The organism is Leisingera sp. JC11 (assembly GCF_040704725.1).
Classification (GTDB): Bacteria; Pseudomonadota; Alphaproteobacteria; order Rhodobacterales; family Rhodobacteraceae; genus Leisingera.
Map to the genome: position 1 here is coordinate 1 of NZ_JBFCVS010000031.1, position 24,595 is coordinate 24,595.

Annotated in this window: 20 protein-coding genes and 1 pseudogene; 6 read left to right on the forward strand and 15 right to left on the reverse strand. The window is 61.7% G+C overall.

All coding sequences use genetic code 11. The features are described 5' to 3' along the window. Positions 1 to 269: pseudogene (locus AB1A62_RS20600) on the reverse strand (recombinase family protein); the annotation flags it as partial. 342 nt (positions 270 to 611) lie between these two features. Next, positions 612 to 2,669: an adenylate/guanylate cyclase domain-containing protein gene (locus tag AB1A62_RS20605; RefSeq protein WP_366663337.1), complete on the reverse strand. Its 2,058-nt coding sequence runs from the start codon at positions 2,667 to 2,669 to the stop codon at positions 612 to 614. Positions 2,670 to 2,872: 203 nt separating this feature from the next. On the opposite strand from AB1A62_RS20605, the gene AB1A62_RS20610 reads away from it, so the two are divergent. After that, positions 2,873 to 3,109, forward strand: coding sequence for a hypothetical protein (locus AB1A62_RS20610; protein WP_366663338.1), 237 nt, complete (start codon positions 2,873 to 2,875; stop codon positions 3,107 to 3,109). Here the strand turns inward: AB1A62_RS20610 and AB1A62_RS20615 are convergent. From AB1A62_RS20615 to AB1A62_RS20630, 4 genes are read right to left on the reverse strand one after another with little or no spacing between them, the layout of a single operon-like run. Continuing rightward, complete coding sequence (locus AB1A62_RS20615; RefSeq protein WP_366663339.1) at positions 3,097 to 4,344, reverse strand: FAD-binding oxidoreductase; 1,248 nt, start codon at positions 4,342 to 4,344, stop codon at positions 3,097 to 3,099. The genes AB1A62_RS20610 and AB1A62_RS20615 overlap by 13 nt on opposite strands. After that, the gene (locus AB1A62_RS20620) at positions 4,341 to 5,363 is read right to left on the reverse strand and encodes an Ldh family oxidoreductase (RefSeq protein ID WP_366663340.1); all 1,023 of its coding nucleotides are present in this window, start codon (positions 5,361 to 5,363) and stop codon (positions 4,341 to 4,343) included. The genes AB1A62_RS20615 and AB1A62_RS20620 overlap by 4 nt, the downstream gene beginning before the upstream one ends. A gap of 55 nt (positions 5,364 to 5,418) precedes the next feature. Then, on the reverse strand, positions 5,419 to 6,945 hold the full coding sequence (locus tag AB1A62_RS20625; protein ID WP_366663341.1) for a trimethylamine methyltransferase family protein: 1,527 nt from the start codon (positions 6,943 to 6,945) through the stop codon (positions 5,419 to 5,421). 24 nt (positions 6,946 to 6,969) lie between these two features. Further along, positions 6,970 to 9,399, reverse strand: a complete 2,430-nt coding sequence (locus AB1A62_RS20630; protein ID WP_366663342.1) for an FAD-dependent oxidoreductase — start codon at positions 9,397 to 9,399, stop codon at positions 6,970 to 6,972. A gap of 246 nt (positions 9,400 to 9,645) precedes the next feature. On the opposite strand from AB1A62_RS20630, the gene AB1A62_RS20635 reads away from it, so the two are divergent. Next, entirely contained in the window at positions 9,646 to 10,494 is an 849-nt protein-coding gene (locus AB1A62_RS20635; protein ID WP_366663343.1) for a LysR family transcriptional regulator, read from the forward strand. A gap of 245 nt (positions 10,495 to 10,739) precedes the next feature. On the opposite strand, the gene AB1A62_RS20640 is transcribed toward AB1A62_RS20635, so the two are convergent. The 8 genes from AB1A62_RS20640 to gstA all read right to left on the reverse strand — a co-directional run bounded on the left by AB1A62_RS20640 (position 10,740) and on the right by gstA (position 19,539). Then, positions 10,740 to 12,119 (reverse strand): MFS transporter, encoded by a 1,380-nt coding sequence (locus AB1A62_RS20640; RefSeq protein WP_366663344.1) that lies wholly within the window; start codon positions 12,117 to 12,119, stop codon positions 10,740 to 10,742. 114 nt (positions 12,120 to 12,233) lie between these two features. Further along, positions 12,234 to 15,275 (reverse strand): efflux RND transporter permease subunit, encoded by a 3,042-nt coding sequence (locus tag AB1A62_RS20645; protein ID WP_366663345.1) that lies wholly within the window; start codon positions 15,273 to 15,275, stop codon positions 12,234 to 12,236. A 10-nt stretch (positions 15,276 to 15,285) separates the two neighbouring features. Beyond that, a complete protein-coding gene (locus tag AB1A62_RS20650; protein ID WP_366663363.1) occupies positions 15,286 to 16,338 on the reverse strand; it encodes an efflux RND transporter periplasmic adaptor subunit in 1,053 nt (350 codons plus the stop codon). 137 nt (positions 16,339 to 16,475) lie between these two features. Next, the gene (locus tag AB1A62_RS20655; RefSeq protein WP_366663346.1) at positions 16,476 to 16,883 is read right to left on the reverse strand and encodes a hypothetical protein; all 408 of its coding nucleotides are present in this window, start codon (positions 16,881 to 16,883) and stop codon (positions 16,476 to 16,478) included. A gap of 486 nt (positions 16,884 to 17,369) precedes the next feature. Continuing rightward, a complete protein-coding gene (locus AB1A62_RS20660; protein WP_366663347.1) occupies positions 17,370 to 18,329 on the reverse strand; it encodes a nitronate monooxygenase in 960 nt (319 codons plus the stop codon). After that, on the reverse strand, positions 18,326 to 18,547 hold the full coding sequence (locus tag AB1A62_RS20665) for a 4-oxalocrotonate tautomerase family protein (protein WP_366663348.1): 222 nt from the start codon (positions 18,545 to 18,547) through the stop codon (positions 18,326 to 18,328). Before AB1A62_RS20665 ends, AB1A62_RS20660 begins: the two co-directional genes overlap by 4 nt. Before the next feature lie 3 nt (positions 18,548 to 18,550). Continuing rightward, positions 18,551 to 18,931 (reverse strand): nuclear transport factor 2 family protein, encoded by a 381-nt coding sequence (locus AB1A62_RS20670; RefSeq protein ID WP_366663349.1) that lies wholly within the window; start codon positions 18,929 to 18,931, stop codon positions 18,551 to 18,553. Next, a complete protein-coding gene (gstA, locus tag AB1A62_RS20675; protein ID WP_366663350.1) occupies positions 18,928 to 19,539 on the reverse strand; it encodes a glutathione transferase GstA in 612 nt (203 codons plus the stop codon). Before gstA ends, AB1A62_RS20670 begins: the two co-directional genes overlap by 4 nt. A gap of 109 nt (positions 19,540 to 19,648) precedes the next feature. On the opposite strand from gstA, the gene AB1A62_RS20680 reads away from it, so the two are divergent. Next, positions 19,649 to 20,533, forward strand: a complete 885-nt coding sequence (locus AB1A62_RS20680) for a LysR family transcriptional regulator (RefSeq protein WP_366663351.1) — start codon at positions 19,649 to 19,651, stop codon at positions 20,531 to 20,533. 679 nt (positions 20,534 to 21,212) lie between these two features. Here AB1A62_RS20680 and AB1A62_RS20685 read toward each other — a convergent pair. Next, positions 21,213 to 21,830: a TetR family transcriptional regulator C-terminal domain-containing protein gene (locus AB1A62_RS20685; RefSeq protein WP_366663352.1), complete on the reverse strand. Its 618-nt coding sequence runs from the start codon at positions 21,828 to 21,830 to the stop codon at positions 21,213 to 21,215. A 187-nt stretch (positions 21,831 to 22,017) separates the two neighbouring features. Between AB1A62_RS20685 and AB1A62_RS20690 the strand changes: the two genes are divergently transcribed. The 3 genes from AB1A62_RS20690 to AB1A62_RS20700 all read left to right on the forward strand — a co-directional run bounded on the left by AB1A62_RS20690 (position 22,018) and on the right by AB1A62_RS20700 (position 24,522). Further along, positions 22,018 to 22,794 (forward strand): TauD/TfdA family dioxygenase, encoded by a 777-nt coding sequence (locus AB1A62_RS20690; RefSeq protein WP_366663353.1) that lies wholly within the window; start codon positions 22,018 to 22,020, stop codon positions 22,792 to 22,794. Between the two features lie 17 nt (positions 22,795 to 22,811). Next, positions 22,812 to 23,135, forward strand: coding sequence for a TauD/TfdA family dioxygenase (locus AB1A62_RS20695; protein ID WP_366663354.1), 324 nt, complete (start codon positions 22,812 to 22,814; stop codon positions 23,133 to 23,135). Between the two features lie 109 nt (positions 23,136 to 23,244). Beyond that, positions 23,245 to 24,522: a Xaa-Pro peptidase family protein gene (locus tag AB1A62_RS20700; RefSeq protein ID WP_366663355.1), complete on the forward strand. Its 1,278-nt coding sequence runs from the start codon at positions 23,245 to 23,247 to the stop codon at positions 24,520 to 24,522. Positions 24,523 to 24,595: the final 73 nt, after the last annotated feature.

The following is a 24,595-nucleotide window of genomic DNA, read 5'->3' on the forward strand; positions in this document are numbered from 1 at the left end:
GCAAAAAGCGGGGGCTTCTTCGATTCCGACGCCCCCAAAGCCATCAGACCAGCCAATTCCCCAACAAGTTCAAGCTGATGGCCCCCGGGTGCGTCTGCGTCCGGAACCATCCGCACTTCCGAAATCAAAGCCCGAAGAGCCTCCTTGGCGTCTTCCATGACAGCGGTGGAGCCAAGGCTCCTGATCAGCCGCGACACCCGCTCGCGGTAGGCCTCCGCCATCGACGGGTGAAACACCACCGTGTCCGGGGTAGGGGTAGAAAATACCATTCCGCGCCGTATTCACCGGTGTGGGCGGAAAAGGCAGAGCCTCCTGTACGGCGAACGGAGAGGGCAACAGAACCGAATTCCAGGACCGTTTCCCGGTTGGTCCTGATCGCCTCCGCTTTGGCATCAGCCAGGGCGGTGCGGAAGTCCAACGGGATATCGGTTTCGATGGTGAATTTCAGCCCGTCAAAGCCTGAATGCAGGATATCCGCTTCCGCATGCATTTAGTCACTTTGTGACCTAAGACAGATCAGCATTCAAAGCCATCGGCACCCAACGGACAGGTGTTACCCTGCCTGAAAATGTTTGGAAAACGGAGATTGGTTAGCCATTTTTCTTGACGGCTCACTTCGCGTCGGCGATCGCAACGCCTGTCCAGTCATCTGCTGGCGGCGCGACGGAAAATGCGGCGGCACGCCGTTTCATGACCGCAGAGGCGGGATCACCGCCGCGTTCGGCCTCCGCCCTCTCAAAGGCTGCAATCGCCGCGTCAAAATCTCTTTGCCGGTACCTCGCAAGCCCGTCTTCATAGGCATTAATCCAGGCCCGCGGACTTTCTAACTCATCGGACATCGCAATCAGCTCAAAGACAACAATTCCCTCAGCCCGTCCGAACACCGCAAGCGTGTCCAACTCCCGCACCACGATCTTGCCGCCCGCCGCCTGCCGCGTTTCCGGCCCGATCAGAATCGTTGTGCCATAGATCTTGTTAGCTCCTTCCAGCCGGCTCGCGATGTTCACGGCGTCACCCAATGCCGTGTAGTTCAGCCGCTGCTCAGAGCCGATATTCCCGACCAGCGCCTCGCCCGAATTCAGACCGATCCGAATGCGCAGCGGACGGCCCGCGTCGTCCTTTATGCCGGTCGCGGCGACAGCCGAGACAAGGTCGAGAGCTGCACGGCAGGCGTTTTCAGCGTGGCTCGAATTGCGGCGCGGCGCTCCCCAGAAGGCCATCAGCCCATCACCGATAAACTTGTCGATGGTGCCCTCGTGGCGGGTAATGGCAGCCGACGCAGCACTGAAGTAAGTTTCCATCAGCGGAATGATCTTTGTGCCCAGCCGCTCCGAAAGGCCGGTGAATCCGGCGACATCACAGAACAGTACCGAAATCTGCTTCATGCTGCCTCCAGGCTGGGTGTTGATGCCCTCGGCCAGCAGCATCCGGACCAGGTCGGCCGGCAGATACTTGCGAAAGGCAGAAAGCCCTGCAGCCATACTGGCAGTTGCGGCGGAAAGGTCTGAAAGCTCCGTCAGCTTGGATTTCCGGGGCTCGACCTGTTCAACATCAAAGCGCTCGACCTTGTTCAGGTCGTCAACGATCCGCGCCAGAGGCGTTGAAACGACCCGCCGCACAAGCCAGATAGCCAGGCCGGTCGCAACAAGAACGGCACCGATCAGCACGTAGATGAGCCGCATCAAGGTACGGTCGATCTCTGACAGAAACGCCGATTCCGGGATCACTGTTGCAACACGCCAGCCGTAGAACCCAAGCGGTGTCAGCGCCACTGCGTGGGGCACGCCGCCGCTGACGATCCGGGTCGCCGCATCCGGACCTGAACGAGTAGAAGATGGCCCCAGAAGCTGTTCCCCTGCCAGTTTGGCGACTTCAAAAAGCGCCCCCTCGCCCATGCGCGCAGGCGTGATCTCATCCGCATTCGGGTCAGGCGCGGCGATGACCTTTCCGTCCGCGTCCAGAATGAAGGCCGCGCCGAACCCGCCAGGCTGCAGCGTGCCAAGGAAACGTGACAGCCGGTCCGTCTCGATGACAACCGCCAATACGCCTTGCCGCCTGCGGAACACGTCGACCGGGCCGGCAAAGGCATAGGCTTCTTTGCGGGTGCCGGGCAAATCCTGCGCATCAACCCAATCCGGGCCGTCGCTGCCGATGAAATCGCGGAACCAGCCGGTGCCGCGAGGGTCATAGTCGGTTGGAGTGAAGCTGCGTTCTTCGAACTGGATGTCGCCGGGAATGAAGATGTAGCGGTCTGAGCGCAGCATCCGGTCCCGGATAGCATCGTCGATTTCAATCATCTCCAGGCCACCGTCGCCCAGGCGGTGGGCTGCGAAGAAATCTCCATCTTCCCAACCGAACATGATCCATGAAATGTTGGGCTGCGCCTGCAATTGGGACAAAAAGACGAACTCCCGCTTGTCGGCTTGCCGCGTCTCTATGACGTTCTGCACAAAGATGGTGCGCACGGCCGCCCACGCGGCCTCTGCTGATCGCAGGGTCAGCCCGACTTCGATCCGGACAGTATCGGCGATCTGGCTGTTGATTTCAGCCGCAAGCATCCGGCTGTTTCCACGCGCAGTCGTCCACCAAAGCGAGTGGACAACGAAGGTGGACACACCAATCGCAAACGCCACCAGCAGTGACACGGCGATTCCCACATTGATGCGCATCCTGGATCCTCATCGGCTGTATGCGCTGGAGGCAGAACCTTAGATGGCCAGTTAGCCCAATGAAACCCCGTTGTTGCGGCCTAACGAGAGCGAATGTGCTGTTGGGCATTGCTGACCTTCTCGGTTATCCAGGCTGCAATTGCAGCGAACGATGGTTTCGTTGCAATTGCCGCCATTCTGTTATCGAAAGTGCTGTGCGATGCATGAACGGCAGCTTTGACGAGCGGGATGCTGCATTGATGACTGCCGCAGGAGGGCAGCCTAGGGCCGAGGTCGTGCGGAAACTAGCGTTTTCAGCGGCCTTGGCCGCGAGCGATATTGCAAAGTTAGCTTTTGCGCAATTTTGCAAAACCAGCATTCTTAGCTTGCCCCGCCAAGTGTTTCTATTCAAGGCGCTGCGGCGGAAAAGGATGGGTAAAACAACATTTCAGGTTCCCTGAAATCTGTCCGGCCCGAATACGCTGCTCCAGGTCTCCCGTGGTCGTTCGGCGATTACATCTGCGATTAAACGTCCGGTGGTAGCCCCAAGCGTCAGCCCTAGCTGGCCGTGGCCGGTGGCAAAGGACACATTGGCCAGTCTGCCTGTTCTCCCGATAATAGGCCGGGTGTCGGGGGTGAAGGGGCGGCGGCCCATGCGGCGGCTGCGGCGGCTGTCTTGAAGCCCCGGCAACACCCGGTAGGCGCGTTTGACCAGTACATCGGCACGGCGCCATTTGGGCGCGGCGGAGAGGCTGGCGAATTCCAATGTTCCGGCAACCGCCAGCTCATTCTCATATGGCGTGATGCCGAACCCGCCTGCAGGGTAGAAAACCGTATGCTTCAGATCCACACCGGCATCCTGCAAGCCTGTCGAATAGCCCATCACGCCTTCCAGCTGCAGCGGGATGCCCAGCTGTCTGGCAAGGCCCTTGGAATGGGCGCCTGCCGCAATCACTACCTCATCGGCAGCCAGCAGCCGGCCGTCTGACGCCCTGACGGCATTGACCCGTGCGCCGTCGCGTTCAAAGCCCGCACAGGCCAGTGGCACCACCGTGCCACCGCGCTGGACGAAGGCCCGCATCAGTTGTTCGACCAGGCGCTTGGGGTCTGCCACAAAGCTCCAATCGCGCAACACCGAAGCGTATTTGAAGTCCGAAGCAAGCGCCGGCTCCATCTCATGGGCTTCCTGGCCGGAGATGTCGTCGATGGTGCAGCCCAGTTCGCGCGCCAGATCAAAGGCGGCACCCATGGTGGCCTTGTCGCGCTCATCATCGAACAGCTTGATCACCGGCCGCTCCACCAGCAGCTCCGGGGCGCCGATATCCGTCAGCTGCGCCTTGAAATCGGCGGTGGCGGCAAAGGTCAGCCGGGCCAGATCGGCAGCAATCGCCCGCATCCGGGAGGGCAGGGAGTTGGCGGTGAAACGGGTAAACCAGGGCAGCAGCCGCAGCGCCGATGCCGGGCGCAGGGACAAGGGCGCCTCGGGGTCCAGCAGCCAGCCCGGCACTTTCATCAGCATGCCCGGTTGCGACAGCGGCACAATCTCCCCCACGGCGATGCAACCGCAAGAGGCCCAGCTGGCGCCTTCGCCCACCGGGCCGGGCTCCAGCACGGTGACGCTGTGCCCGTCCGCCTGCAGCGCCAGCGCGCAGGAGATGCCGGCCACGCCGCCGCCGGCAATCACCACCCGTTTCATGCGGGACTTGCCAAAGCGTCAAGCTGCGCCAGCAGTTCGGTGCTGACCGCGACCCCGTCCGCCTCTGCCGCCGCGCGTTTCTTCAGCCGCCCGTCGCCCGGCACCCGGGCTGCGCCGTTGCCCTCGATCTCGGCGCAGATCCGGGTGACATAATCGCCAAAAGCCGCATTTCCGAACCGCTCCGGGTCGATCACGATCAGGGTGGCGCCGCCCTTGATGTTGAGCGCGCCGAAGGATTCCCGCTCCTGGTTGTCGACCGACAGCGTGCCGCCCGCCAGGGCCGCGCCCAGAACCTCGATCATGAAGGCAATCGCCGCGCCCTTGTGCTCGCCGAACGGCAGCAGGCTGCGGGTTTCCAGAATCGCATTGGGGTCGGTGCTGGGGTTGCCATCCGGATCCAGCCCGGCAGGCCGCGGCAGCTCGTGGCCCTCGGCGGCGGCCATGCGGATATCCATCAGCGCCACCATCGAGGCCGCCTGGTCCCAGACCACCGGCGCCCCACCTTCGCGCGGGCAGGCAAAGGACATCGGGTTGGTGCCGAACACCGGGCGCACGCCGCCCTGCGGCACCACCATCGACAAAGAGTTGATCACCGCCAGCGCCACCAGCCCGGCCTCGGCCAGCGGCTCGGTGTCAAACCGCAGGCCGCCCAGGTGGTGGCAGTTGGCGCAGGTAAAGGCGGCAATGCCGTTTTCCCGCGCCAGCGCGATCAGCTCCTGCCGCGCCGCGGCGGCGGCAATCTGGTAATAGCCGTTGCCGCCATCGCCGCGCAGCACGCCCGGCGCGATCTTCTCGATCTTCGGGACGGCGGCGCCATTGGCATAGCCGGAGGTGAAGCTCTGCGCATAGACCGGCAGCATTCGCAGCCCGTGGCTGCGCGGGCCGTCGCGTTCCGAGCAGGTGACGATCTCCGCGATCAGATCGCTGCCCGCCGCATCCATGCCCGCGGACACAAGGACGGATTTGGCCAATGCCCGCACTTCGGCGAGTGAGAGCGTTTTTGTCGAAGCTGTGGTCATGGGGTCAAATCCTGTCCTTGTGCCGGGTCAAAGGGGCGCCTTGGCGCCCGCAGTGTCAGGCTTGGTACAATGCGCGTTTCTTGGCAACAAATTCGTCCAGCGCACCGCGCTGATCGTCCGGCATCGGCGGCTGCACATAGCTATCCAGCATCCGCCGCGCCGCCTCGCGGCCGGTGATCTCCGCGGTCTTGGCGCCTTCCGCCTCCCATTGCTCGAAACTGTCGTTGTTCTGCAGCGGGTTCATGTGCATCGGGTTCTCGCGGGTATGATCGGTTCCCAGGAAATGGCCGCCGGGGCCGATCGCCTCGATGTCGCCCAGCAGCGCATCCAGGTTCTCTTCCCTCAGGCCGCTGAAGAAGCGGTGGAAGTTCTCCAGCTGCAGGGTGTCCTGCACCCATTTCGCATAAGAGACCCCCAGCGCGCCCTCCAGGAAGCCGGCCGAGTGCACGATATAGTTGGCACCGCCCAGAAGCACCGGCCACATGGTGTTGGCGGTATCGAAACCCGCCTGCATGTCCGGCGATTTCGACCCGGTCCACATGGTGCAGGTCCGCCAGGGCACACCGTAGAACCGCGCCATCTGCCCCACCAGCAGGTTCATCAGCCCCGGCTCGGGCGAGCCCATCATCGGCGCGCCTGTTTTCATCGACACCCCCATGATCGCCACCCCCAGCACCATCGGCGCGCCGCGGCGGATGATCTGGCTGTAGGCCATGCCCGCCAGGCTTTCAGCAATCAGCAGCGCCACGCCGCCCTGCGGGCTGGCCGGGGCCGAGGCGCCCGCCAGCACAAAGGGCGACAGCAGGCAGGGCTGGTTGGCAGCCGCATAGACCCGCAAGGACTGCAGCATGGTTTCATCCCAGACCAGCGGTGTGTTGCAGTTCAAAAGCGCGGCCAGAACAACATTGCTGTCCACGAACTCCTCGCCAAAGACGATGCGCACCATCTCCACCGTGTCATGCGCCGCCTGCTCCGACTGCACCGCGCCCTTGATCGGCTTGTCGGTCAGCGTCAGCGCCGCGTGCACCAGCTCCAGATGGCGCAGCGGCACCGGCACGTCCTGCGGCTCCACCGGCAGGATGCCTGGCACCATCATCGACTGGCTCATCTGGCTCATCTTGAAGAAGTTATGCGCATCCTCCAGCGCCGACGGCCGCCGCCGCCCCTCCAGATCATAGACAAAAGGCGCGCCATAGGCATTGGCAAAGACCGAATGCCGGTTGCCCACCCTCAGCGAGCGCTCCGGGTTGCGGGCGGCATACCCCCATTCCGACGGCACCGAGGCGATCAGCTCCATCAGCATGTCCCGCCCGATGCGGACCCGTTCGCCTTGCACATCGGCACCCGCCCGTTTCCAGTCCGCCAGCGCCACCGGATCGCGGAACACGATGCCGGTGGTCTCCAGGATCGTCATCGCCGCATTGTGGATCTTCTCCACCCCTTCCGGACCCAGCAGATCAATCGGTCCGACCTGGCGGTTCAGCGCAGGCAGGTAGACCGGGGCTGGGTTGGTGCGGGCCTGGACGCGCGCAGCACGGCCGCCCCGGGCGCCGCGCGGCGCCCGTGTTTTCAGTTCCGTCATGTTCAGCTCCTTCAGGTGCCGGGATCAGGCCCGGGCGCGTGCGCTGGTTGGGTCGACGGCGCAGATGCCGATCACCTCGGCCTCGCGCATCTCGTTGTGGACCATCACCTGCAGGGATGTGCCCTCGGCGGTGAACTCCTGCGGCACCAGCGCCATCGCGATGTCGTGGTTGCAGTAGTAGGAGAACCCGCCCGAAGTGACGCGGCCGATAAGCGTCCCGTCCTTGTAGACGCCCTCATCCGCCAGCACCGAAGTGTCGCAGAACGGCAGCTTCAGGGTGACCAGCGTGCGGTAGCCGCCCGCCGCCTTCTGCCGCAGCAGCGCCTCGCGGCCGATGAACTGCCGCCCCTCCAGCGCCACGAAGCGGTCCAGCACGGCCTCGATCGGGGTCATGTCCTTGCAGATCTCGCGGTTGATCGCGCGGTAGGACTTCTCCAGCCGCATCGATTCCAGCGCCTCCAGGCCAAAGGGTTTGACGCCCGCTTTCAGCAGCAGATCAACCAGATGGCGGTTGTAGCCGGCCGGATGATGCAGCTCCCAGCCCAGCTCGCCGGTGTAGCTCACGCGCAGCAGATGAACGCCCTTGGCATAGCCCACTTCGCCCATCTGCGCCGTCAGCCAGGGGAAAGCCTCGTTCGACAGATCATTGTCGGTCAGCTTCTGCAGGATCTCGCGCGATTTCGGCCCTGCCAGCGCAATCACCCCCAGCTTTTCCGAGATATCCTCCATCACGACCGAACCGTCATCCGGCATGAGGCGCGAAAGGTAATCCCAGTTGTAGACCTGCCCGTTCGGGGTGGAGACCAGGTAGAAGTCGTTCTCGCCGTAACGGACGATGGTGTATTCGCCCTCCATGCCGCCCTGCGGGTTCAGCGCCACCGCCAGCGTCATCCGCCCAACCTTGGGCAGCTTGTTGGCCATGATCCCGTCCAGCCATTTGGCCGCCCCCGGGCCGCGCACGGTGAACTTGGTCATCGGCGACATCTCGATGAACCCCGCCTCCTCGCGGGTGACGCGCACCTCTTCCTGCACCAGCTCCATATGGCTGGTGCGGCGGAAGCTGTGCTCGGGGACCGCCTCTTCCGGCGATCTGGCAAACCAGCGCGGGAATTCATAGCCGTTGAAGGTGGTCCAGACCGCGCCCTGCGCTGTCAGCAGGTCATATGAGGGCATCGTCTTCATCGGCCGGGCGCCGGGGAAATCCTCGCCCGGAACATGGGCGTTCATATGGGTGCCCCAGGTCTCGCGCACCTTGTCCATGGTCCAGCGCTTGGCGGCATAATCGCCAAACCGGCGCGGGTCGATTTCGGACATGTCGATGCCGGGGTGACCGTCAACGATCCAGCGCGCCAGCCGCTCTCCCATGGTGCCGCCCCACAGGATGCCGCCGGGTACGCCCTCCGCCAGCCACAGGTTTTCATGGCCCGGCGCCGGGCCGCACAGCGGCAGCTCGTCCGGGGTCATCTGGAACGGCCCGCGGGTATTGGCCTTGATGCCGACCTCGCCCAGGGCAGGCACCCGCTCCAGCGCCCGCTCCCACTGGGTTTCCACCGCCTCGAAATCCTCCGGCAGCAGGTCGGCGCCGAAATCGGGCGGCACCCGGTCCTCGGCAAACAGCTTCAGGTCCTTTTCAAACTCATAAGGCCCGAATTGGAAGCCGCCCACATCCTCGCGCAGGTAGGCGCCGTAATCCTCGTCGCGCAGGATCGGGAACTCCGGCAGGCCTTCGGCGCGGCGCTCTTTCAAGAGCGGCACGGTCTCAGTCGTCCAGTACTGGTGCACGATCGGGATGCAGGGCAGGTCCAGCCCCACCCGGCGGGCGTTCTCGCGGGCATAGTTGCCGGTGGCAAAGATCAGATGCTCGCAGGTGATCTCGCCCTTGCTGGTGGTCACCTTCCAGTGGCCGTTGTCCAGCTTCTCATACCCCTGCGCCTCGGTGTTCTGATAGACGGTCGCGCCCTGGTCGCGGGCCAGCTTGGCCAGGCCCATGGTGATGTCGGCCGGGTTCACATAGCCGTCCTGGTCATGCAGGATGCCGCCGCGGATGTTTGCGCTCTGCGCCAGCAGCGGGTGGATTTCCTTGATCTCCTCCGGCGTCACCAGGCGGCAGGGCACGCCCGCGGCCTCGGCGATGGAGATATAGGACTGGAACTCGTCCCAGCGCTTCTGGCTGTTGGCCACCCGCAGCTGGCCGACCTGGCGCAGCCCGACGGAGGTGCCCAGCTTCTTCTCCACCTCGCCGTAGATGCGGATGGTTTCCATCGTCATCTTGGAGATGTTGTGCGAGCGCACGAAGGTCACCAGGAGGCCCGCCGCATGCCAGGTGGAGCCCGAGGTCAGCGTGGTGCGCTCCAGCATTACCGCGTCGCTGCAGCCGTGCTGGGTCAGGCCATAGAGGATCGAGGCCCCGACACAGCCGCCGCCAACGACAACCACCTTGGCATGTGACTTCATAACGCAACTCCTTCTTGCGGGCTGGCAGGCTGCGGCGGCAGGGCATTCCGGCCGGGAGAGCCGCATACAGCGCCTAGTGTGAATGTTGCTGCATTCTGGCGTCATTGCGCTATCCGGCAATTGCAAAAAATCTCAGCTTGGCTTAGCTGAGCTAATCCAGGGCCCGAAAAACACTCGGTCTATCTGCATCTTTTCAAACAAAAGGATCAAACCACTTTGCCCAGCCGGCCTTATGATCTGCCTCGGATGAGCTCTCTGGTCAGTTTTGAAGCCGCCGCGCGGAATACCAGCTTCAAGCTGGCGGCAGCGGAGCTGAACGTGACGCCTGCAGCGGTCAGCCATCAAATCAAGGCGCTAGAACGGGAATTGCAGTGCAGCCTGTTCCACCGCTTCCACCGCGGGGTCGAACTGACGGAAAGCGGCGCCTATCTGCTGGTTGCGCTGCAAAAGGGGTTTGAGGGGATAAACGATGCGTTTGAACAACTGCGCGCGCAGCACGGGCACAGCTCGGTCACAATCCGTTCCACCACCGCGGTCAGTTCGCTCTGGCTTACACCGCGGCTGGCGCATTTCTGGAAAAGCTACGAGCACATCTCGGTTGCCCAGATCGTCAGCGACACGGACAAGGATGCCGGCGGCTGCGATCTCAGCCTGCACTACGGCGACATGTCGCGGGGCAGCGGCGAGTGCAGAGCGCTGTTTCATGACCGGATCATGGCCCTCGGCAGCCCGCGGTTTGCCGCCCGGCACCAAATCCGCAGCGTCAGCGACCTCGCCTCAAATCCCCTTATTCATCTAGAGGCAATAGACACCGGCTGGACAGACTGGCACGCTTGGGCCCGCGCGCTGGGATACACCGGGCAACTAAAGGCGGCCCACCGGGTCAACAACTATGTCATTGCGTTGCAGGCGGCCCAGGACGACATGGGTGCAGTGCTGGGCTGGGAGGGGCTGACGGTGGATATGGTCGCCGCGGGCAAGCTGGTCAAGCTGCTGCCTCAGACCGTTGAATCGCCCTTGGACTTCTACGTCAAACTTCACAATCAAACGTCGGACAGAGCGCGGCTTGTTTTTAACTGGCTGGCCAGCACCTGACACAAAATGCGCAAAGCCCACGGCCGTTCTTACCGAGCACCCAGTGTGATTGATCGCGGCGGATCAATTCCAATCCCAATTAAATCGCCTCTGCCCGCCCTTCAGCGGACTCCATCCGAAATCTCTATGCTGGCGTTCTTTTACTGTGCAAACAGGTTTTGTGGAATGTCTCGCCGGAGGGTCTGCGGTAGCAGGATGACCTTTTACACCTTGCGCTAGCCCGTCGCATTCCGTGGTGGGCTGTTTCATAGGGCGCCGTCCTTCGAAACAGGTGTAGCATCAGGCTCTGAAAGGTTTTCAGCTTCAGCCAAGGAGGAAGCTTCGTCTTCACCAGCAGCAAGAGCGGCAGTCTCAGGCGTGACGACACGTGCAGGTACGCTGACACGAAATGCCGTTTTCTCGCTGATCGGGACAGCAGATTTGGCCTGAATACGCCAGACGGTAAAGACGATCATCAGGCAGTGCGCGGCAACTGTTGTGATGAACAAGCCCTGTGGTCCTAATTCGCCCATTGCCACACCGGCGATCAGCGGGCCAACAATCGAGCCCAATCCAAAGACCATCAAAAGCCCGCCTGAGACCTGGATCGAAGTGCCCGGCGGCGCGTGGTCATTCGCATGCGCCACGATAATCGGATACATCGCAAAAATCGCCGCGCCAAACGCCCCGACCAAGACAAGGTTTATGATGCGGGACTCGGGTGCGGCAAACACAAAGGTCAGGTCGGCTGCAAGTGCTATGGCCGCCGTGAACAGCAGAACCTTGCGCCGGTCCATGCGATCGCTGACAATCCCGATAGGCACCTGTGCAAGAGCGCCCGCCAGAACCGGAATACTGGCGAAGAGCGCAATCGCAGCCAGCGACAGCCCCACACGGCCCGCGTAAACAGCGGCCAGTGTTCCGAAAGCAGCGTTCGAGATGCCAACCAGAAAAACGGCGGTGACCGCGACAGGTGAGTTCCTCCAGAGAGCGGGTAAGTCAAGCTGCACAGATGTCAATGGCGCAGGCGAGGCCGAGGTCGAAAGCGCTGTTGGAATGAGAGCCAAGCAATATACGATTGCCCCGATGGCAAAAAAGATGAACCCGGCTGCATCGCCTAGTGAAATGGTCATCTGTCCAGCTGTAACTGCACCCAAGTTCACCATTGTATAAACGCCGAAGACGGTGCCCCGTGTGCTTGGCTTGACCTTGTCGTTGAGCCATGACTCGACGATCATGGCGGCTCCGGCAAAAGAAAATCCGGATAATGCACGTGACGGTATCCACGCCCAGGTTTCAACAATTATCGCCTGAAACAAAATCGTCACCGCCGCCAGCGCGCACATGACGCCGTAGGTCCGGATGTGGCCGACCGCTCCAACCATCACCGGTGCAATGAGGCACCCTGCAACGTACCCTATCGCCCAGCCAGTTCCCAAAAGACCAAGAGCGCTGGCGGAAAACCCTTCAATCGATCCTCTTACCGGCAGGATAAGGCCGTGAACTCCGCCCGCAAACAGGAGAAGTCCTGACCCAAGAAGCAAGGCAGATATCGGAAGAAGCTGTCGGATCATGCCGCCCAGATTAACGGTTGACAAGAAAATGAGAAGCCAATCTCTCTCGGTAGAGAAACGTTTTCTTTCCAAAGAAGGAGGGCCGGTTAGCCAAGGGTTAGGAGGTTGGGCCTCAGAACAATCACTGCAAGCAAAAGCCCCGGCACGTTCGGCCGGGGCTTTGATGTTCCTGAGGCAGTGCCGCGATCAGGCGCCTGCTATTTCTCGTTTTTCGACGCCTCGGAAGAAGATCAGATAGAAGACTGGCGCTGCCACCAGCGTTAGCATAGTGGCAAAGGCCAGCCCGCCCATAATGGTGATTGCCATCGACACGAAAAAGGCGTCGGTCAACAGCGGTGCCATGCCGAGGATGGTCGTCACCGCCGCCAGCATCACCGGGCGCAGACGCGATACCGAGGCTTCGACGATGGCTTCGCGCAAAGGTTTTCTAGTTTCGCGCACCAGGTCGATTTCTTCGACCAGCACGATGCCGTTCTTGATCAGCATGCCCGACAGGCTGAGCAGGCCCAGCAGCGCCGTGAACGTGAAGGGGAAGCCGGTTCCCAGAAGCCCGATCACCACGCCGTTCACCGACATTGGCACCAGGAGCCAGATAATCACCGGCTGGCGGATTGCGTTGAACAGCAGTACCGAAATCAGCACCATGATCAGGAGGGTCACCGGCAGTTGCTTGCCAAGGCTTTCGTTAGCGTCGCCCGAGCTTTCATGCTCACCGCCCCACTCCATCAGGTAGCCGGGAGGTATCTCCATCGCCTCGATCGTTTCCTGTATCTCAGCAAAGACAGTGGCGGCGGTCAGATCAGGCGGGATGTCGGCCCCCACAGTCAGAGTCGGCAGCCGGTCACGGCGGTGCACCAGCGTATTTTCCATCTCGACTTCGACACCATCGATCATCTGCTCCAGCGGCAAGAATTTTCCGGCTGAGGAGGAGAACACCACCTGATCATAGATGTTGTAAGTTTCCTCCCGTGCGCGGCGCACCACAATGGGGATCAGCCGGTCGCGCTCGCGGAAGACGCCCATCTGCAGGCCATCGGTGGAGAACTGCAGCGCGTCGGCGATGTTTTCTCGGGTGACGCCGGCAGTCTGCGCGCGGTCGGTGGCGTAGACCGGCTTCAGCACCGGTTCCTGCTCGCGCCAGTTATGGCGCGGGATCAGGATATCGGGTGATGCGTTCTCCAGCCGCTGAATGGCTTCCTGGCCCAGCTGGCGCAGGACGCGCGGGTCGGGGCCAGAGAAGCGCACCTGGATCGGATCGCCGCCGCCGGGGCCGAAAACCAGCCGCTTGGTGCGGAACTCGCCCTCGGGGAACTGCGCCTGGCCGAAGGCCTCGAGGTCGGCTTGCAGGGGAGGGATGGCGTCGAGGTTTTCGGTGCGAATGATCAGATGGCCGTAGCCGGGGTTCGGCTTCTCCGCCGTATAGGTCAGCATGAAGCGGGTGGCGCCCTGGCCGGTGAAGGAGGCCACAGAGACCACGTCGTCGCGCTTGGAGAGCCAGTCCTCGAACACCTGCAAATGGTCAGAGGTTGTCTGGATCGAGGTGCCCTGCGGCAGTTTATAATGGACAAAGAACAGCGGCGTATTGGAATCCGGGAAAAACTGCTGCCGGACCTGGCCGAACCCGATGAAACAGACCGCGGTGATGCCCACGAGGCCGGCGACCACCAGCCAGCGCAGCTTCAGCGCGGCCCGCAGGATGGTGCCGTAGGTGCGGAACAGGATACCGTCATAGGCGTCCTTGCCGCCTGCTTTGCCCTGTTTGAAGAAGTAATGGCCCAGGAGCGGCGTGGCAGTTAGCGCCAGAAGCCAGCTGAGCAGTAGCGAGATGGCGATAACAGCAAACAGCGAGAACAGGAATTCACCCGAAGCATCAGGGCTGAGGCCAATGCCGGCAAAGGCCATGATGCCGATCACGGTGGCGCCAAGCAGCGGGATCTGGGTTTTCGAAGCAGCGTCGTGGGCAGCCTCGCGCGAGGTTCGGCCGCGCAGCATAGCGATCTGCATCCCCTCGGCCACCACGATGGCGTTGTCCACCAGCATGCCCATGGCGATGATCAGCGCGCCGAGCGAAATCCGCTCCATCTCAATCGAGAACAGGTTCATGAAGAACAGTGTGCCGACCACCGTCAGCAGCAGGGTGGAGCCCACAACAATTGCCGCACGCCAGCCCATGAACAGCGCCAGAACCACCACCACGATGGACACCGACATGGCCAGGTTGACCAGGAAATCGTTGGAGGCCTGCTCGACCACCACATGCTGCTGGTAGATCGGTTTCAGGTCGACGCCATAGGGGATCTGGCTGTCCAGAGCGGCCAGTTTGGCATCGACGTTCTTGCCCACCTCGACGATGTTTTCGGTGGCAAGACCTGCGATTCCGAGGGTGAAGGCCTCCACCCCGTCAAAACGGATGAGCAGGTCCGGGTTGTCTATGCGCCCGCGATGCACATCGGCCATGTCGATTACGTTGACCACTTCACCCTGCCAGCCGATAGCGAGGCCTTGAATTTCGGAGACCGAGTCCGAGCCTTCCGGCGCACGCATTATGGTTTCGGCAGGCCCAGCGTCTATGCTGCCTGCGGAGCGGACCGAATTGGCCGTAGCCAGCGCGTTGCTGATTGCGTCAATTGGAACATTCTGATTGACCGAAACGGCCAGCGTGGGTTCGACAAAAATGGCTTCCTGCGGCAATCCGGCGATTTCAACATCTGCCACCCCGTCCACCGTCAGCAGCTCGCGCCGCAAGTAGGTCGCCAGATCGTGCTTTTCTGCGTCCGTGTATCCTTCCGCCGTCACCGCATAGAACAGGCCGAACACATCGCCGAAGCCGTCGTTCACAACCGGCTGGCTGACGCCCTCGGGCAGAGAGCGGGCGGCATCGCGGATTTCCGCACGCAATTTGGTCCAGATGGCGGGTAGTTCGGTGCCGTCGTAAGTATCCTGCATCTCCACTTCGATCAGGGAAAAACCGGGCTGGTTCACGGACGTGATCAGCTTGACCTCGCCCATTTTCTGGATCGTGGATTCCAGAGGCTCGGACACTTCGCGCGCGACCTGTTCGCTGTTGGCACCGGGGTACTGGGTCGCGATGACCGCGGATTTGATTGTGAAGGCCGGATCTTCGAGACGGCCCAAATTCAGAAACCCCCAGATACCGCCAAGCAGTGCAGCCAGCATGATGATCCAGGTATAGAGCGGCCGGTCGATAGCCCCCCGTGCAATGTCCATCTGCCTGCCCTCAGTTTCCGAAGCCGGTAAAGCGTCTGACCTGTTGGCCATCCTTCAGTGCGCCGCCGCCGGTCAGCACAATCTCTTCGCTGCCGGTCAGGCCATCCGCAACACGGAAATCGCCGTTCTGAGTGGCTTCGACGCGGACTTTCGTCCATTCAACAGTGCCTTTCTCAGCACCTGCAGGGGTAAAGACCATCACACCGGTGCTGCCATCGTTTGCTGAGACCAGGGCAGTGGCGGGCACCCGGATTCCTGCATCGCCGGTATCCACCCGTACTCTTACCGTTGCCGAGGCCCCCGGCAGGATCTGGCGGTCTTCGGGCGGGGTAAGGCGGAATGTCACCTGATATGTCTGGCCGACACTGCTGGCCTCGGCGTCGTACTCCAGGATTTCCAGCGGGTAATCAGTGTCCTGACCGGGAAAGTTTGCAACTATTGTCAGCACGTCGCTTTCCTCGGCTTTCTGGAACAGAACTTCCGGCACATCAACCTTGATGTACAGTTCAGACATGTCGTGCAGCCGCACGATCGGTGTCCCGGAGCTGATGGTGGTGAATTGCTCCACTTCACGGCTGGAAACCAGCGCATCAAAGGGAGCGTTCAGGGTGGCGTGCTCGAATTCATACTCTGCATCGCGCAGCGCCACACGCGCCAGTCCGGCCTCGGTCTCGGCGTCGTCGATTGAGACCTGGCTGACCGTGCCGGTCAGATTTTTCAGACGTGCGACGGTGCGGTCGGCCTGTTCTTTGCGCAGCTGAGCCTGCTCCAATTGCAGCTGGAACGGTTCCAGGTCGAGCTCAGCAATCAAACCGCCCTTGGCTACCGCACTGCCTTCGGCAACCGGAAATCTCAATATCTGCCCGGAAACCTGAAACGCGAGGTCCACTGTCTGCTTGGCCGCCACCTGGCCAAAAAACTGCCGTTCCAGAAGCAATGCTGCCGGGGAAGTTTGCAGCAGCTTTACCGGCTTCAGTGCCCCTTGGGCCCGCACAGCCGCAGGCAAGGCTGCAAGCCCGGCAGCCAAGGTAACGGCAAATGCAAATGAGGTTGTCCAGCGCATGCGTTTCACTCCTTCAGGGCAGTTTTCTTGCTATTCGCACCAGTTGGCAGTTTCAGGCGGCGCATCCTCTGGCGCAAGACAAGATGCCGGGATCGGTGCGGCATAGTCTGCTTGCCGGGTTTCCCCTGTGAACAAGGTCACAAAGAATAAAAAAATTCTGCGTGGAAATCAGCCGAAAGAGAGTGAAGAAGAACCGCAGGCCGCCGTTTCGAGAGGCCTGGCGGGGCTGCGCTCCGCCCTTGAATGGAGAGCTGTTTACCGCCGAATGAAGGTGTTGCTAATGGAAGTCGGATGGCGGGGCCTCCGCGCTGTGCCAAGCCTGGTATAGAGGACAGCTGAAAGTCGACTTCTGGTTTCATGGCAACGCTGCTCGTATATGCGGCGAAAGCCCGCTTCCAGCCCGAAGCGGACTTCCGGCCTGCCGCATAGCCGAGACGGGTGCGCATGCAGGTCGGACGGAAGGTGTGAATACGCTGCATCTGCGAAAGCAACTCTTCCGGTCTGTGAAGGCGGTCATTCAAAGTCGAGAGTGCAATTTCTGCCATGCTGCGGGCGGCACCAAGGCCAGCTAAGCGCAGAAAGTACTCTCTTGGAAACCCGTCCCTTTCGCCTGTTCAGGCCACGACTGTCGCCGCGCTGCCGCGACCAAGAGCTGGCGCTCTTCGTGGGTGCAGCTTGAAACTGGGGTCGTGCGACCGGGATGCGAAACCTTGCGGACCTTCGCAGCGGAAGCAGGCCGGAGTGCAAAAAAGTCAGCATTGAGCAGAGCAGCGGCCTTTGCAAAGTTCAGGCCTTGTCGCGAAAGCCGACGTTAATGCCAAATGCGGTGATGGCAGGTTTTGGCGTTTTCCGAGCCGTCAAATAGTTGCCGCGTAGGGGCGCCAGCCGCAGGAATGTAAAAGGAAACGCAGCCACTTGGAGAACGTGCAACAAGCTTGCCGAATTCCGGCCCGAACTGGAGTGCGAAGTGCCAACTTTGCCACCGCAAACTCCAGCACAAGTGTTTCTAGCGCTTCCCGGTTCGCCGCGCGCTATGAAGCCGCCCCAGCCAGACACTGCTGCGCATCCTCCATAAGGTTCGCGAGAATGTCGCCGGCAGGTGCCGCCGAGCTGATCAGGCCGATGCCTTCGCCGGCAAATGCCGTTGCGACATCAGGGTCCCCGGCATCCTGGGCGTCTGCCCATTTTACCGCTTCAACGCCCGCTTCCAGTTTCAAGGCGTCTTCTGAGCCGTGCCATTTCCGAATGAACGGGTTGCGTAGAACACGGCTGTTGTAGCGGCCGGGCCAATCAAAACCGCGGACCACATCAACCACTTGGGTGCGGATTGTGTCGTCCCCAGTTGCCAACAGCGCACGTTCCAGAATGCGCGGATGCACCAGCGCTTCGTGCGAGGCCCAGAACCGGGTGCCGATCACCGCCCCGTCCGCCCCAAGCATCAGAGCCGCTGCCAGACCGCGCCCGTCGGTGACACCGCCTGCCGCACACAACAGTGCCTGGCTGTTCTGGCGCGCGATCTCGTCCGCGATTTCGGGAACCAGCGCAAAGGTGCCGCGCGCCTCGCCGTGGCCGCCGGCATCCGCTCCCTGTGCAACAATGATGTCCGCGCCGCAGTTCAGGGCCTGCCGGGCGTCGCGCAGGGTCTGGACCTGGCAGATCAGCGGCACGCCCGCATCCCGGATCGCCGCCGCAAATGGCGCCGGGTTGCCGAAGGACAGGAACACCGCCGCCGGATCATGTGCCAGCACCCGGTCAAGAAGATGCGGCTGTTCCACCAGCTTCCAGGTAATCAGCCCGCATCCAACGCGGGCGCCCGCGGCGGTGCCGAACTGCTGTTCGATCCACCCGGCATCTCCGTAGGCACCTCCGATCATGCCCAGCCCTCCGGCGCCGGAGACGGCGCTGGCCAGCGCGCCGCCCGCAGCAAAGGCCATCGGCGCCTGGATCACCGGACAAGTGATCCCAAGCGCCTCTGTCAGCCGAGTCTTCATTGTGCCTGCTTCCGGTATTCCTGCACCGGCAGGCCGCCGACACCCCACTCCTCCAGCGCGACCTCGTCGATCACCACAAAAGTCGTTGCCGGGTTCTTGCCCAGAATGTCCTGCAGAAGACCGGTGACCCCGGAAATCAGCTGCGCCTTTTGGTCTGCGCTTGGGCCGGTGCCGTCCGGGCCGCCTTCGCGGGTCACCTTGATATTCACATAAGGCATCGGTCAGTCCTTTCGCGGAACATAGGAAAATACTTTCGCAACGATGCGCCACTCGGCGCCGTGGCGGACCAGGGTCAGGAAGTCATGGAAGTCACGGCCCATCATGGTCATCCGGGCGCTGACGCGGGCCATCCTGCCGCTGGCAAAGGCAATCTCCAAGATCTCCTCCTCCCGCGGGTCCCCGCGTTTGGCGGGCGGCTCGCGCCCGTCCACGCGGTTCATGTAGGTCTCAAGATCCAAGTAAAGTTCATCGCCTTCCGTGGCGCAGACATAGGCCAGCTGCGGGTGGAACACCTCGCGCAGCATGGTGCTGTCGGCCTGGTGGAGACCTTCGAAATAGGCCTCCATCAGGTCGCCGACCTGTTTGTGGGCGGCGGGCGTCATTGGATCAGCCCCTCGGCCCGCATCGCTGCCTGTGCCGACGGGCGGGATGCACTGCGGCTCACAAAGGCGGCCAGATTGGGCCAGCGGGCCAGGTCGATACCGGTGAAATTCGCCCAGTTCGAGACCACGAACAGATAGGCATCCGCCACCGAGAACCGGTCTTCAACCAGCCACTCGCGGCCATCTGCCAACTGGTTTTCAATGAAATCGAACTTACCCGCAACGGCTGTTCGCGCCGCGTCTTTCCCGGCCTCGGACGTGCCCTCGCGGAACAGCGGGCCAAATGCCTTGTGCAGCTCGGTCCCGATCCAGTTGAGCTGTTCCTGCATCCGGGCGCGCGCCAAAGTCCCAGCCGCCGGGGCCAGACCTGCCTCAGGGCTGCTGTCTGCGATATACTGCAAAACCGCCGCCCCCTCGGTCAGAACGCTGCCATCGTCCAGGCCCAGGGCCGGAACATAGCCCTTGGGGTTGATCGCGCGGTAGTCCGCACCGGTTTCAGTCCGGCCCGCCGCGGTATCGACGGCTTCGATTTCAAACGGGCGGCCGGTTTCATGCAGGGCGATATGGCTGGCCAGCGGGCAGGCACCGGGCTTGTAGTAGAGTTTCATCACAGTCTCCTTTGATTGGTGATGGCCTCTGACTACCTCCTGATATGATTGATTGATAATATTATGTTTTCAGCTTAATGATCAGAAAAACAGATCATCTTGGACACGCATGAAACACGACCAGCTCATTGCCCTGGACGCCATTGTCGCAACCGGCACATTCCGCGGCGCGGCGGAGCGCCTGCACAAATCGCAGTCCGCCATCAGCCACACCATCCGCCAGCTGGAAGAAGAACTGGAGCTGGAGCTGTTCAGCCGCGAGGCCTACCGCCCCGCGCTCACCCCGGCGGGTGAGATCTTCTACCGCGAGGCCTCCCGGGTGCTGCGGCAGATGCAGGGGCTGCGCACCACCGCGTCCCGCCTGCGCGCCCGCGAAGAGCCGGAGCTGACAATTGCGGTCAGCGCAACAATGGATCTGGCCCCGCTGCTGCCAGCGCTTGCAGATACCGGGCAGCGCCACCCGGCCACCCACCTGCGGCTGCGGATGGAAATGATGGGCGGCCCGATTGCCCGGCTGATGGAGGGCAAGGCGGATATCGCGCTGGCCTCGCTCGACGGGGTCCCCCTGGACGAGGTGGAGGCAGAGCCGGTTGCAGAGGTCACCATCCGGCCGGTGGCCGCCCCCGGGCTGGGCCTGCCCGCCGGTTCGCGGGCCTTCTCCGCATCCGAAATGCAAAGCCATGTGCAGGTGGTCGCGGCTGGCACGGGCGGCGCAACCCATGACCAGAGCCGGGATCTGCTGCCGGGCGGGCTGAAATGGACGGTCTCAGATCTCGCGGCCAAGAAACAGGTGATTCTTGCAGGCCTCGGCTGGGGCGGATTGCCCGATCACATGACGGTGGAGGAGCGGCGGTCCGGGGCTCTGCTTTCCCTGAACCTGGAAGGGTTCCCGCTTCGCCGGACCATGATCTTCAAGATGAGGCGCAGGGACCAGGCAATTGGCGTCGTTGCTGATGAGCTTTGGAGCAAAATCGGGACTGCTAAGCCGGTGTAGAGCAGGAATTGTGCAGGACGGCTGATCCTCTGCAACTGAGGTGACCCGCTATCGTGTTGAGGCCAACGACGTTTCAGAGAAGATTAGCTCTTTCTGATGCAGACCTAAGCCCTTGGTCCGGCTTGAGCTGCTGCCGACATGCTGCATTAGCGAAGAGGCTGTGAGCACGGTGGCAGCGGTTTTGGTCTCCTTTCGTGCTTTCGCCACGCCAAGCACGATCGTCAGCTTCGGGGAAACGGCTCAAAGCAGACCTCGGGTACAGTGCAACATCAAGTGCACCCAAGGCAGAAGCGATGGCTGAGTCCGGCCATTGCGAAGAGACGTCGTGACCTGACCCAGCCGGGTTGCAGCCCGTTATTGCGGCCTTTCGTGCATCATACAGCATATGTGAAAAGCGAATAACGTCGGTGCTGAACAAAACAAAAGTCAGCGCCGCACGGCCAGGCTGCCAATCGGAGGGAAGGCAAGATACCATGTACTAGGCCTGATAGGCCGGCATTTGCCTGCTACTGCTGCAGGTACTCAAAGATTCGCGGCCATCCTCGGTTCTTTACCATCGATAGATAGCTTTTTTGCGTATTTATACTGGCAACGGAAAGTTGCAGTACGCCAAGCCTTTCAGCAACTATCAGAGTACTAAAGCTGGGCCGGAACAGGTTGACGCAGGAGTTTGTCTGACTCAGGCGGTGCTTTTGGCGGCCATATAACACTCCAGCCAATCCCAGCAGAACGCTTGGACTTGTACCTTGTCGACCGCCTTGGGATTCAGGCAGCTTTCAAACCAGACACCTTCCAGAAGAACCAAGAGGAACGTGGCGAAAGTCTCCGAATCTACAGATATCCCGCGTTCTTCGATAAGGTCTCGAATAAGGAGTTCGAATACGGCCCGCTGCTGCTGAAACGTTTCCTCGAAGGCAGATTTCAATGCCGGGTTTGTTTGCGAAAGGCTCCAGAAACCTGTGTAGGTTCCAATAACGCCGTCGTTTGACCATTCGTTTGAAAAGTACAGCTGAAACAGCTGTTTCAGTCGCTCTTCGGCACTCAATTCTGTGTTGCCGGTGATTGCGCGGACTTCGGCAAGGTATTGCTTTGCCATGTCTTGGTAAGCCTCGAGGAACAGGCTGTCCTTGCCGTTGAAGTAGTGGGTAAGCAGACCCGGGGAAACCCCTAGGTCCTTGCAGATTTCCCGGACGCCAGTGCCTTGGGCACCGTATTTCGCAAGCGAATCCCTGGCTCCTTGCAGCATCAGCCGACGCCGGTCTTCGGGGTTGAGGCGCTGTCTCTTCTGGTTGGCCAAGTTTGATCCATCCCTGCCTGTTTCCGGTTAATTGAATACTTGTACAGCAACCGGCGGGAAGTGCAAACTTTTTGCCCGCTACTGTAAGGTATTCAATTGTACATTTGGACAATAACTCTTGACGTTAGTTTTACATGTGTACAATGGCTTGAGGCGGCACAGTTGGAACTGCAAACAGGAGCACGGGATGTCAGTCAAAATCGAATCTCTCCAGGTGTCTGGCACGCAACTGGAAATTTGCTGGACCGGCACCGGCCGGGTCGCCCGCTATCCGGCGGTTTGGCTGCGCGACCACTGCCATAGTGCCCGCGGCAGGAATCTGGAATCGCAGCAGCGGTCGGTCGACACCTTTGCAATTCCCGTTGACTTGGCGCCTCTTTCCGCGCGGCTGGAGGCCGGGACGGTTTACGTGGCCTGGCCGCAAGAGGCTGACGAAAGCGAGTACCCGGTATCCTTCCTGGAGGCGATGGCAGAGCCGGGCCTTTGGCAGGAGGACCGCCCGAAGAGCCTGTGGATGGCGGCAGATCTGGAGGGCGGGCTGCCGGAGGTGCCCCACGCTGCGGTGATGGCGGAGGACAGCAGCGGCTTGGCTGGGTGGCTGGATCTCGTCGACCGCCACGGGTTTGCGCTGGTGACCGGCGTCCCGGCCACGCCGGAGGCCACCGAGGAACTGCTGAAGTGGGTGGGCTATATCCGCCAGACCATTTTGGGCGGGTTCTGGGACTTCACCGCCAACAAGGCCTTTGCTGATACCGCCTATTCGACGGTGGAAATCGGCCTGCACACCGATGGCACCTATGCCATCGACTCCCCCGGCTATCAGGCGTTCCACTGCCTCGAGTTCGACGGCACCGGAGGCGAGAGCATCTTTGTTGATGCCTTCAAGGTGGCAGAGGACATCCTGGAACAGGATCCCGAGGCTTTTGAGGTGCTGGCCAGTGTGCCGGTACCCGCTCAGTACTAAGGCGACGGGTGCATCTGATGGCGGAAAATCCGGTCATCGGCCTGGACCGCAACGGCGGCCTGCGCAAGATCACCTACAACAACTATGACCGTGCGCCGTTCCGCCTGGAAGACAGCCGTCAGGCGGCCTTCTACCGGAGCCTGACGCTGTTCAACAGCCTCATCAACGACCGCGCTTACCAACTGCGCTTCGGCCTGCGTCCCGGCACGGTGGTGTTGTTCGACAACTGGCGGGTGCTGCACGCGCGGGAAGCCTACGAGGGCCACCGCCGTCTGTGCGGGGCCTACCACAACAAGCAGGATTTCCTGTCCAAGCTGCGGCTTTTGCGCAAACGGGGCTGATCCGCTCCGGTGACGGCTTTGCCGGGCCGTGAAACCTGCCAGCCGACCGGGTCAACGGGCCGGCTGGCGCCATTGCAATCAGGCTGGAACAAACTGTGAGGAGGCTGGGATGCCAAAGAATAAAGTGATCAGTAACCACGATCGCAGTTGGCCGGTACGGATGGACCGGCGAGAAGGGCCTGTGCAGCACGGTGCGATGGACCACTCCGTGCCGCCCACGGATCTGGACGCGGTGCGCCGCTACCGGCTGGGGCGGCTGCAGTCGGAAATGCAGCGGCAGGATGTGCCGGCGCTCCTGCTTCTGGATCCGATCAACACCCGATATGCCACCGACTGCACTAACATGCAGATCTGGTGCATGCATTTCGAGACCCGCTGTGTGTTTGTGCCCGCCGACGGGCCGGTGACATTGCTGGATTACGCCGATATGCCCTTCCTGGCGGAAGGGCTGCCGACAGTGGACAATTACGGGGTGATGAAGGTGCATTACTTCTTTGCCGCCGGCAACCGGGTGGAAGAATGGGCCGAGGCCTTCGGCACCCAGATCGGAGGGTTGATGGCCCGCTGCTGTCCGGGCGAAAGTCGGCTGGCGATCGACCGGCTGTCACATCTGGGGGGCAGTGCCGTTCAGGGCCTGGGGTTCGAGATCGTAGACGGCCAGAGCGTGGCCGAGGTGGCGCGTTCGATCAAATCTCCCGGAGAACTGGAACTGATGAAGGCGGCGATTGCGGTGGCCGACAAGGGAATGCATGCGATGCGCGATGCGCTGCGACCGGGCATCACCGAAAACGCCCTGTGGGCCAAGCTGCATGAGGTCAATATCGCCGAAGGCGGCGAGTGGATTGAAACCCGCTTGCTGGCCTCTGGTCCGCGCACCAATCCTTGGTTCCACGAAAGCTCGATGCGGGTGATCGAGGCGGGCGACATGGTGTCCTTCGACACCGACCTGGTCGGGCCTTACGGCTATTGCGCGGATATTTCCCGTGCCTGGGTATGCGGCGATGTCTGGACGCGGGAGCAGGCGGATCTGTATCAGCTGGCGCGCGAGCAGGTGGAGTTCAACATGGAGGTGATCAGGCCCGGCATGTCCTACCGGGAGATTGCCGAGAAATCCTGGCCCATCCCGGACCGGTTCAAGAAGAATCGTTATGGTTGCCTGGCACATGGGGTTGGGCTGTGTGATGAATACCCATCTATTCCCTACCGCGAAGACTTGGAGGAATACGGCTATGAGGGTGTGGTGGAGCCGGGCATGGTGCTGGCGGTTGAATCCTACATCGGTGAGGAAGGCGCGATGGAAGGGGTCAAGCTGGAGCAGATGATCTTTGTCACCGAAACAAGCTGGGAATTGCTGTCCCATTACCCGTGGGAGGAGTTCGAGGCTTAGCCAAAGGAAGCCGCGGATACCAGAAAAGGCCGCCGGGTACACTCCTGGCGGCCTTTTCTTTCAGTAGGAATGC